We start from the raw sequence: 9,639 nt of genomic DNA on the forward strand, positions 1-9,639 counted from the left end.
CGTCGTCCACAGCTCGGCGCGACGCGTGCCCGGCGGCCCTGCGGTTGGTGGAGGTTTGGGTCAGGCGGCGAGATGCCTCTCTGCCGGGTCGTTGTCCTGAGCGTCGAGCCAGGCGTGGAAGCGGTGCACCGGCACGATCCAGCGGCCCCGGATGCGCTTGGCGGGGATCTCGCCGGCCCGGATCGCCTGGTAGGTGCCGCCGAGGCTGAGGCGGAGCAGGCCGGCGACCTCCTTGACGGTGTAGGTGGCCGCGCCGCCCGCGTGGGGTCGGGTCGCGGTAGTGGTCGCGGTATCGGCGTGGGTGAGCGTGATGACGTTGGCCATCAGGGGTTTGCCTCCCGTGCGTGCGATGCGGTCGGGTCGCGCAGAACGGCCCTAGGCGCCCGTTCGGCGCATGAGGGGTGGTTCGCCGAGGGCGGCGCGAGTGCCGCCGTGGAGGGCTTCAGAGCGGCCCGCTGAGAGGTCCGTAGACGCAAGATCTCAGCGTGGTTGGTATGACCGGATGCACCGATGTCTCTGCGGGCGTCTCAGCGGGCCGCGCCTCGGCCATGTGTCGGGTTGATCGGTACGGCTTGTTGGGTGCCGGGTTTGGGGGTCAAGCCGTACAAGCCGTACCGGGGGCTTGTTTTCGCAGGTCAGCCCCGGTACGGCTTTTTCGGGCCGGTACGGCTAAGCCGTACCGGACTGGTCAGCGTCGTGGTCCTGGTACGGCTCAAGCCGTACCGGGCGTAACAAGCCGTACCGGGGGTGAGCTGCGGAAACGTCGTCTTGGTACGGCTTGTACGGCTGGTACGGCTTACCCGCGGCCTCGGCCTCGGCCGGCTCGGGTGGCGGGCAGTAGCGCTCCCACGCGTCGATGAACGCGGCCCGGTGGAAGCCCTTGACCCGGCCGACGGGCGGCTCGAAGCGGATGTTCTCCGAGACGATCTCGTACTCCTTGAGCAGCACCCCGAGCTTCATCGCGGTCAACCCGGTGCCGCCGTTGTACTCGGCCCACGGCGACTCAGGCAGCGCCTTGAGCCGGTCGAGCAGCACGGTGGAGGGCATCGCGTCGAAGCTTTCGAAGACGGTCCGGCAGTCGATCAACACCTTGAGCCGGTCGGAGTACTCGACGTCGCCCTCGCGGGCCGCGTTGAGCGCGAGCGCGGCTTGCCGGGCGCGTTCGGGCCAATTCGCCCCGGCGAGGTCACCGATGGCGATCAGCGGTTCCCAGGTGTCGGCGGCCCGGTCTTCCAGCGGCATGGCCGGTTCGGCGTTTTCCAGCTCGGTCAGGTTCGGCCGCAGCCAGGCGGTCAGGTCGGCGGCGAGCTGCCTCAGCGCCGGGCCGTCGCGGCGGGACCGGAACGGCGCCACCTTCTCCGACGCGGTCCGGCGCCGCATCTTGACCACCACGGCCCGATCTTCGATCGTGTCGGGCATCGACCCGATCCCGGCCAGAGCCGCCATCGCGAAGGTCGGGATCCGTTCGAGTTCCTTCTTCGTGTGGTCCCATCGGGTCATCGGCCGGCCACGCTGGTGACCAGCGTTGAGCAGGCCGCGCAGTTCCTCGTTCGACTCGGCCGCCTTACCGCCGAAGACCGTGTCGGCCTCATCCAAGAGGATCGTGGGCGGGTCAACGTTGGTGATCGAGCGGCAGATCGCCGCGGTCGACGAGTTGACCGTCATGAACGGCCGGTAACAGGTGCCGTCCACCACGTCGAGGAACCGCGACTTGCCGCACCGCTTCTCCGGCGCCTTGATCACCAGGCGGGGCGCGTGGGTCCACGCCTGTTGGGCGTGAGTGGCGGCGATCCACAACACGGCGGCGTCGATCGCCTCGGCCGAGGGCAGGATCACGTATTTGGTCAGGACGGCGTGGAGGCGATCGAGGATCGCCGCGCCCTCGGGTGGGCTGGGGTCGGTCATGCGGCAATCCTTCGGTGGCAACGGATTCCGCGTGGAATCCGCCGGTGATGGCGGCGTGAATGTCGCGGTGCGTCTGCTGCGCCGCTACGCCCGCGTCGTGCAGCGCCGCGTAGGCGTCGTGGGTAGTGAGCGCCCCGGCGGCGACCATGCGGGCCACGCCGCGGGCGGCGCCGTAGAGGGTGGTGCGGCGGCAGCCCTCGGGGGCGCGGGCGACCGCGTCGAGGTGCGCGGCGAGCAGCGCGGCCGGGGATGAGATGCGCCGCCCGTTGGTCGTCGGGGTCGGGGCCGTAGCCGGGCTGCCGGCGGGTGGCGCGTCGGCGGGTCGGCACGCGGCGATCAGCGGCGGGGGCATCTCAACCTCGGCCCGGCCACCCACCCACCGGTACGGCTGTCGGGTGCCGGGGTGGATCGAGGGCGGCGCGACGACGTACCCGCCGTCGGCCTTGATATCGATGCCCGGGTGTCCGCGGAGCTTGCCGGCGAGCCGGCCGCCGGGGTGCCGGTAGTGCAGGTGCCAGCCACCCGACCCGGAACGGGCGCACCGGGTCGCCGGCATCAGCTCGCGCAGCACGGCGCCGCCGTTACGCGGGTCGATGTCGAGCACCACCCGATCACTGACGGTCCCGGTACGCAGGGCCAACAGCCCGCAGGGCACGGCGGCCTGCATGGCGCGGATGCGGTCGGGGTCGCAAGTCGCGGCATAGAAGCCGTGGCAGGTCAGACAGTCGCAGGCTTGCGGGTCGTGGCTCGGGTCGTCTTCGACCTTCGGGCAGGCCGGGCAGTTGGCTACCGGCCGTTTGCTGCGGCCGAGCCAGAACACCGGAATGCCCTCGCCGGCCAGGGCGAGCGCTGCCGCGAGCAGGGCAGGGTCGGGCATCGGAGCACGCTCCTTGCGGATCAGGGGAGCCGATGGCGGATCCGGCTTGCCAGCGAGGGCGGCCGGGGTGTGGGTGGGGCAGCGCGGCCCTACCAGGTAGGGCCGCACCTGTTCGGCGGTGTGGCAGTAGCGGCCCTCGGCGCCGATCCAATGGCCGCACGGCGCCCCGGCCCACATCGGTCAGGCCGCTTGGGAAGCCGTCGTGTCCGCCGGCGCGCTCGACGCGTAGGGCAGGACCTCGAGCGACGCGTCGTGTCGAGCGGCCGCGGGACGCGACGCGTCGAGGGTGGCCATGCCCGACGCGTCGGCCCGGGCCTGATCCGACGCGTCGCCTCCAGCTCGGCGCGACGCGTCGCCGGTGTAGACGGCCCATGCCCGGGCGACCGCACCGGAGCCGGGGAACAGGTCGTCGAGCGTGTCGCCCGCGGCGGCGCCGAGCAGATCGAACACCCAGCGGCAGAACACGGCCGGTTTGGCGCCGACGACCCGGCCCGGAAGGGTGGTCATCGGGGCAATGCCGTGCACGAGCGAGTCGACGCGTCGCGCGGCGATCGTCACGCGACGGGTCGGGTCGGCGGGCCGGCCACCCGAGTAGATGACCGGTTCCCATGCGTTCAGCGGCCACCGGCTTGCGGTGGGTCGCTCGCCGCGGTGCCACGCCGCGACCCGCACCCCCGGCGGGCAGAGCGCCAGCACGGCGGGCAAGGCGGCGGCCGAGGTGGACAGCGCCCACCCGTCGTAGCCGGCCAACCGGGCGATCAGGGCAGCGTGGTCGACCTCCCCCGCGTAGTCCGGGTGGCCGCGGTACAGCCACGCCTTCCCCGGGTACGGCGGGTCGGCGTAGGCGAGCCGTAGCGGGCGGCCGTCCGCGACGGCTACCGGCTTCCCGGCCGCGCGGCCGAAGCGGTGCCGGGCCTGCCGGCACCGGGTCGAGCAGCACACCGAGTCCCGCCGCGCCCGGGCCGGGATCGGCTGCTCGCACCACGCGCACACCCGTCGCGTCTCGCCGGATCCACGCGACGCGTCGCGCGTCGACCGACCGCTGCAGGCGCGACGCGTCGTGTTCCACCACGGCGGGACGCGACGCGTCGCACTCGACGTCGACCGCTGCCGAGATGGGGAGCGCGGTCATGCGGCGGTCCGCGGCTGCTGAGGGTGGTCGCTGATCGTGGCGAGCGTTCCGGCGGCGTGCCGCAGGGTGCCGCGGATCGCGGTGGCAGCGTTGCCCGCGGTGTCCACCCGGCCGGTCACGGACTGCCGGTGCCGCCACCCAGCGCCGCGGGTGTCCATGTCGAGCAGCCAGCTACCCGCCGTGTGCCGTCGGATCGGCTCGGCCCAGGTGGTCAGGACCTCGCCGAGGTGGCCAACGATCCCGGCCAGCGTGCGGACCAGCGCGGGGGCTTCGGCCTCGTCGACGGGTTCGCGGAGGGCCGCGATTGCGCCGAGCAGGACGGGGCCGATCCGGGCGGCGGTGTGCAGGCCGGTCGCGTCGGTGAACTCGGCCGGGCTGATGCTGTGCGTGTTGACGCAGGTCAACACGACCCCTCGGCCGCGGCGGGTGAGCGCGAGCCCTTCGCACCGGTCGTCGTCCGGGTCGCAGCCGCAGTTACCGTCCATCAGGTACTCGCCGTGCTGCGCGGTGAGGCTGCCGTGGTACAGGACCGGCTCACCCCAACCGATCATGTTTGCGCAGGTGCGGGCCGCGGCCCGCATGCCCGCTTCCAGGTACTCGGCGTCACGGGCCGCCTTGTCCAGATCGGCGAGCACCGTGTACCAGCGCCGATCGTGGCGGGTACGGTCGCGTTCCTGCTCGCGGGGGCAGATCACGCAGTCGAGGGCGGGGATCGCGTCGGCGATCGCACCAACCGTCGTCGCCAGGGCGGTCAGCGCGGCGTGCCGACCGCCCGCGGTGACGGTGACACCCGGATGCCGATCGGCTGCCAACGCGTTGACCAGTTCCTTCACGGTGCCCGCGCGGAGCCTGCTCATGCCGGCCCCAGTCCCGGTCGCCGGTCGATGGCCTCGATCCAGGCCGCGGCGACGGCGGCGACCTGCACCAACTCGGCGCGGATGCGTGCGGGGTCGGTCTCGGCGAACGCCTCCGCGACCTCCTCGAACAGGATGGATCGCCAGGTGGGATAGCCGGCTTCGGCCTCGCGCTGGCAGGCGTTGCGGGCGGAGTCGCGCAGGATGACGTCGTACTTGCCGCCGGTGCCGTCGTCGTGGTTCTGCTGCCCCCATTTGTCGTCCTGCCGTTCGCGCTCATCGGCGACGGCGGCGAGCGGCCCGTACGGGTCGGTAAGCCTGGCCGCGGCCCGGTCGTACCAGAGCCGGCCGCCGCGCTGTCAGTCGGCTCGCCGCACCGTGGCGAGGTGGCGGTCACCGCGGAGGTCGCCGCGACGTGGTGGGGTGTGGATGGCCAGACGCTGTCGTACAGAAGTCGCGCCCAGACGTGGCGGATCGTCACCCGTGAGGACAACGGATGGCAGGTCAGCCGAGTCGAGGCGCCGGCGTGGTGCGGCGGCTACGTGCTCGCGTCGAAGTGCCGGACGTAGAGCAGGCCGGGTTCGTCGGATCACCACGTGACACACCCTGACCAACGATCGACGTCCATGATCGCCAGGTTGATCCAAGGAACAGAACTTAGCCGCGCGGACGCCACCTCAAGTGACTCGCTGCGGTTAACTTCATTCATTTACCAGGTGACGTCTATAGCTTCGTCTCGAGCGGGTATCGATTCAGCCCCATTTGGAAGCCGAGCAACGATTTCAGTCTTGCTCCGAGCTTCTTTCTCATCGATTATTAAATCCTCGACCGCTCTCTTAACTAGAGGGCGCCGAGAGCGGATTTTGATGTCATCGCTTAGCTTGAACTTCTTCTCCTTTTTTCCGTCGGCAACAAGTCGATCTTCGTGAAGCATCGAGAAGAAGGCTTGGGCTTCGGCGCGCATCGTTTCTTCAAGCCATGCGTCATCGCCGAGTACGGCCGGATCCACGAATTCTTCGTTCCAATCCTCAGCAAGCTCTGTCTCGAGGAGAACGTCTTCGCAAGCCAAAATTAGCGCGTCGACTTCAACCAACTCGCGCGTGTCGGAAAAGATTCGCCGCTGCTGCATTAAGGCAATACCGTATTCAGACAACGTCGCCACTCGTCGGGAGATCTTAAGGTCCTCGCTCGGCACCCGGCCTACGCAGTCAAAGATCACCGCGTACATCCCGTTTCCCGAGCTGGGCAGAAGTTCAGGAAGCGGCATAATGCTAATGTGCTGAGAACGCCAAGCGCTAAAGGGTATCTCCTTCTCAGTGCGGGCAACCCTGGCCACCAAGATCCGCTTTCGAAGAGTCGGCCCCTCCCGCATCGAGCACGGATGCGGGAGCACCATGACGAGACCTTCACCCGATGGATCTTCTTCCTCAGTGACTCCCGGAATTTGAACGCCCTGGAAGACGTCACCGGTCATGTGAGGACGGAGCGGGTTCACGTGATCTTCTCGAGCGAGGTACAGCTCTCTAGCCCGCCGGGGCGCTTCGAGTTCCGGCACGCCGCCCACCCTCCATTCGTGCGGCCACAGTGCTCACACGTCTAGCGGCCACAGTGCTCACCTGTCAAGCTGCTCACACAGGATGCCAGGCTTCATCCCGGCATCCCTCAACCTTTAGGTCGTCGATGGATGACTGGCCCGCCATCCTCGAAGATCGAAACCTCGTACTGTCTCTCGGGATAACGGTCCTGCCAGTCAGGCTCCACTCGATCGAGGAGCTCTTCAGGTGAGTGATGTAAACCTGCAAACTCGATAAGAGCGACATGAGCGGAGGTGCCGAGACGATAGAGCTTGCGCGGACTAACGTATCGATCGGCTAGGAGCGGCGTGTCAAGCCAGACAGCCGGCTCCGGAATCGCGCAATTCTCTGCGAGCAAAGAACACAGTGCACAGAGGCGGGCGATCTTGAGTCGGTTCTCACTGCTGACGCCACCGCCATGACGCCATTTGCGGAGCGCCGGTACGCTGACATCCAAAAGGTCAGCGACTGTCGCCCAAGCGAATCCCCATCTGCTAGATAGCTCTCTCAGAAGTTCATTTGAAGGTGCTCTACCCTTCTCTGCTGTGCGCTCGTTCAATGCCATTTCGAGCGCCCGCCGGTGACCCTCAGCTGCATCGCGATCGAGGTCGCGTACGCCTTCCCGCAGCCATCCGAATTCGTCGGCAAGATCCTGCGAGGCTGTTTGGGTGTCTTCGAACGCGACTTCCCATGTCAGATTCTCGTCAGCGGTTGCATGGGAGTCCATCTCAACGGCAGTACGATCCGCCCGATCACTCATGAACTAATTCCTCCCGTTCGTGATTCGCAGGCGGCGTCATTGCGATCTGCGCGCGGAGTTCTTCGGTGACAGTGGCAGTAAAAAGGTTCTTGGTCAAGTCATGTAGCCTATCTACCGCTGCCATAACGTCGTCGACACTGTTGAATTCTCTCTGTCGAGGGCGCCACGATCCGTCAAGATCCAACATAAATACAGGCGCCGTTCCAGGAGGTCGTGTAATCCGTAGTCCGGTACCCATGCTCTGTCGGAGCGCTGGCCGTCGAAGCGCACCCCAGCGCATTGACAAGAAGAGATCAGGACCTGGCTGGAGCCGAAGCGCGCCGGTGTAGTCAGTGGGCGTTTCGGCACCCACGAGCTGGAGCGGGCCAAGCAGAAGCGGGGAGACCCATTCTGCCCAGTCCACCGAGTGGTGTGCCGACGAGGTGTGCAACTCATCGAGGTAGCGCAGTCCGACGCGCTCAATGCTTATGATCGCGTGTGTTCGGTACAGCGCAACCACAAACTCCCGGAGGACAGCCCGGAAGGTTAGGTAGTCGTCGTACCTGGTCACCTCAAGCGTGGCTGCATTTTGACGTACAGTGCATGCCTCGGTGCGACTAGAATTTGACATAGTTAGGAGAGCCGGCTCCAGAAGTCCACGGTGTGCACCGAACCCCAGAGACGTACGTTCCAGCTCGCTGTCTTTACCGATAGACGAGTGCGAGAATCTTGACGACAACGCCTCCGCCAAGGATGGCAGAGCCGCGCGGATCCTAGGTGTCGATGGGTATCTGATCTCGAACGCAGTCAGGAGCACTGGGTACGGTGTTGCCGAGCTGCTCACCTTCGACCCTCCCTCGGGCTACCCGGTCCTAAGACCGTACCTGTAACCTTGCCTGTAACTCAACAGCAGACCAGAGATGTGACCAGATGTATACCCTGAAACGAGGCCGTTGGACGCGTCAGGAGTCCTAAAATCACCCAGTTGCCGGTCCGAGGGGGTACGAACGGGCACCGGCGTGGTCATCCTGTCTGATCCGCACTGGACCGCGTCCTAACTAACGTGCGCCAGGGCGGCCCAGTTCAAGTGGCGTTGGCCCCGCCGTCGTGGCGCCGGCAGTGCACGCCGTCGAAACGCATGCTGCGCGCTCCCGCCGGCCAGTAGGGCAAGGGCGGCGGTACTACCCGCCGTTCGGGTGCCGCCTGAAGCGGGGTCGCGACCAGGGTCGTCGCTGCGCCAGAGGCGAAGGTCGCGACGAGCTTGGTCGTATCGACTCGGGACCGGTGACGGGCCAAGGTCCTGTCGGCCTGATCGCACAGATTGCTCACGAAGGCATTGACAACCGATCGATCTGAGCGACAACCAGCGACAACGCACCTGCCTCGTCGTCAGCAGCGCCAGATGTCACGGGTCAACGATCGATTTCAATCGGCAAGCACACTCGCACCCTACGGATCAGAAGGTCGGCCGACGCCTTGCCCCCGTACGCCAGATGGGCACGTGCCGAATACGTGCCGAGACCCCCGCCGCACCTTAAAATTGGCGCGGTTTCCGCAGGTCAGACGGCTCGCCACATGCCAGCCGATGTCGCCCTCCGCAGGCGACGCCATTAGGGTGCGCTCAAGGACCCACGCGGACAAAGTCGCCGGTGGGGGTCTCGTACACGCAAGCGATGTTGACACTGTGCAGGAGCTGCACGAGTTCCGTTCCAGGGTCGGACGGCAGCAGCACTGCCCGGGATTTGTGGTCGACATACCGTGCGTAGTCCAGAACCTGCCCGAGAGCGAGCCGCACATGGTTGCGCGATGCCGAACTCTTGGCCTCGACGACTTCCTCCCGGTCAAGGTCGAAGAGATCCGTGTAGAGGGCATGTCCAAGATCAGGCAGCCAGATCTCTTTGCGCGAGGCACTTGAGCCAGACGCTTCGAGCCAGGCGGTGTAACGCCGCACCATGTCGGCCTCTCGTCGTTCCGCGGTTGTCGGTTCCCGGTTCGGCTGCACCTGGAAGGTCTCGGCTAGGTGCGCCTCGAGCGGTACATCGCGGACGGCTGGCTTGGTCACGGCGGGCCGCAGCTCCCGGGTCACAGGTGCTAGGGCGTCGACAGGTAGAAGGCGGAACACGATCACCTTGCGCACGTTCTGCAGCCGATCTAGCGCTTCTTCTGCGTACCACGGGTGGCGGGTATCGACGCGGAATTCGCCGAGGTACCGGACGCGAGACCGGCCTGCCTCTTCGAACAGGCGGGGACGCAGCTCAAGCTGAACATGGTCGCGCAGCTGGAGGTTGCCGCGTGTGAAGACCTGGTCGTCGAGTTGTCCTTCGCCGGTGTAGTGAAAGGCGCCATCCGACTTCCGGCCGTCGAAGTCGTAGCCGTAGCGGCTGCCTGACGAGGAGGAGAACAGCAGAAGGTTCTCGGTTCTGGCCACCGTGTCATGCCGTTTTGACGCGAGCCGCCGGCTAGAAGGCTTGGGCGGCGGAAGCCGTGAAAGTTGAGTCGGGTTTTGTTGATCGTGGTCGGTTTCTGGTGTGGTGATGGGGAATCGGCTGTCATGCGGC

Annotated in this window: 10 protein-coding genes and 1 pseudogene; 2 read left to right on the top strand and 9 right to left on the bottom strand. The window is 66.9% G+C overall.

Annotated elements, in window-relative coordinates:
• Window positions 1–60 precede the first annotated feature (60 nt).
• The gene (locus tag IH26_RS53905; protein WP_034215861.1) at window positions 61–324 is read right to left on the bottom strand and encodes a helix-turn-helix domain-containing protein; all 264 of its coding nucleotides are present in this window, start codon (window positions 322–324) and stop codon (window positions 61–63) included.
• Window positions 325–669: 345 nt separating this feature from the next.
• On the bottom strand, window positions 670–1,905 hold the full coding sequence (locus IH26_RS0123930; RefSeq protein WP_084599031.1) for a DUF3631 domain-containing protein: 1,236 nt from the start codon (window positions 1,903–1,905) through the stop codon (window positions 670–672).
• Between IH26_RS0123930 and IH26_RS64255 the strand changes: the two genes are divergently transcribed.
• The gene (locus IH26_RS64255; protein WP_342668301.1) at window positions 1,904–2,158 is read left to right on the top strand and encodes a hypothetical protein; all 255 of its coding nucleotides are present in this window, start codon (window positions 1,904–1,906) and stop codon (window positions 2,156–2,158) included. The two genes, IH26_RS0123930 and IH26_RS64255, sit on opposite strands and share 2 nt — an antisense overlap.
• A 105-nt stretch (window positions 2,159–2,263) precedes the next feature.
• Here the strand turns inward: IH26_RS64255 and IH26_RS64260 are convergent.
• The 3 genes and pseudogenes from IH26_RS64260 to IH26_RS0123945 form a co-directional block, all read right to left on the bottom strand.
• Window positions 2,264–2,959 (bottom strand): annotated as a pseudogene (locus IH26_RS64260) (bifunctional DNA primase/polymerase); the annotation flags it as partial.
• Window positions 2,960–2,962: 3 nt separating this feature from the next.
• On the bottom strand, window positions 2,963–3,775 hold the full coding sequence (locus IH26_RS56055) for a hypothetical protein (RefSeq protein ID WP_051808438.1): 813 nt from the start codon (window positions 3,773–3,775) through the stop codon (window positions 2,963–2,965).
• A gap of 135 nt (window positions 3,776–3,910) precedes the next feature.
• Window positions 3,911–4,771, bottom strand: a complete 861-nt coding sequence (locus tag IH26_RS0123945) for a hypothetical protein (RefSeq protein WP_030438471.1) — start codon at window positions 4,769–4,771, stop codon at window positions 3,911–3,913.
• A gap of 233 nt (window positions 4,772–5,004) precedes the next feature.
• Here IH26_RS0123945 and IH26_RS63060 point away from each other — a divergent pair, with 233 nt between their 5' ends.
• Complete coding sequence (locus IH26_RS63060) at window positions 5,005–5,337, top strand: hypothetical protein (protein ID WP_030438472.1); 333 nt, start codon at window positions 5,005–5,007, stop codon at window positions 5,335–5,337.
• A 140-nt stretch (window positions 5,338–5,477) separates the two neighbouring features.
• On the opposite strand, the gene IH26_RS59995 is transcribed toward IH26_RS63060, so the two are convergent.
• The 4 genes from IH26_RS59995 to IH26_RS53910 all read right to left on the bottom strand — a co-directional run.
• Window positions 5,478–6,323, bottom strand: a complete 846-nt coding sequence (locus IH26_RS59995; RefSeq protein ID WP_157437354.1) for a hypothetical protein — start codon at window positions 6,321–6,323, stop codon at window positions 5,478–5,480.
• A gap of 107 nt (window positions 6,324–6,430) precedes the next feature.
• A complete protein-coding gene (locus tag IH26_RS60000) occupies window positions 6,431–7,102 on the bottom strand; it encodes a hypothetical protein (RefSeq protein ID WP_157437356.1) in 672 nt (223 codons plus the stop codon).
• Window positions 7,095–7,925: a TIGR04255 family protein gene (locus IH26_RS64590; protein WP_084599032.1), complete on the bottom strand. Its 831-nt coding sequence runs from the start codon at window positions 7,923–7,925 to the stop codon at window positions 7,095–7,097. Before IH26_RS64590 ends, IH26_RS60000 begins: the two co-directional genes overlap by 8 nt.
• 777 nt (window positions 7,926–8,702) lie before the next feature.
• A partial coding sequence (locus tag IH26_RS53910; protein WP_245665435.1) for an SRA domain-containing endonuclease occupies window positions 8,703–9,639 on the bottom strand: 937 nt, incomplete at its 5' end.

Source organism: Actinoplanes subtropicus (assembly GCF_000721705.1).
GTDB classification, from domain to species: Bacteria; Actinomycetota; Actinomycetes; order Mycobacteriales; family Micromonosporaceae; genus Actinoplanes; species Actinoplanes subtropicus.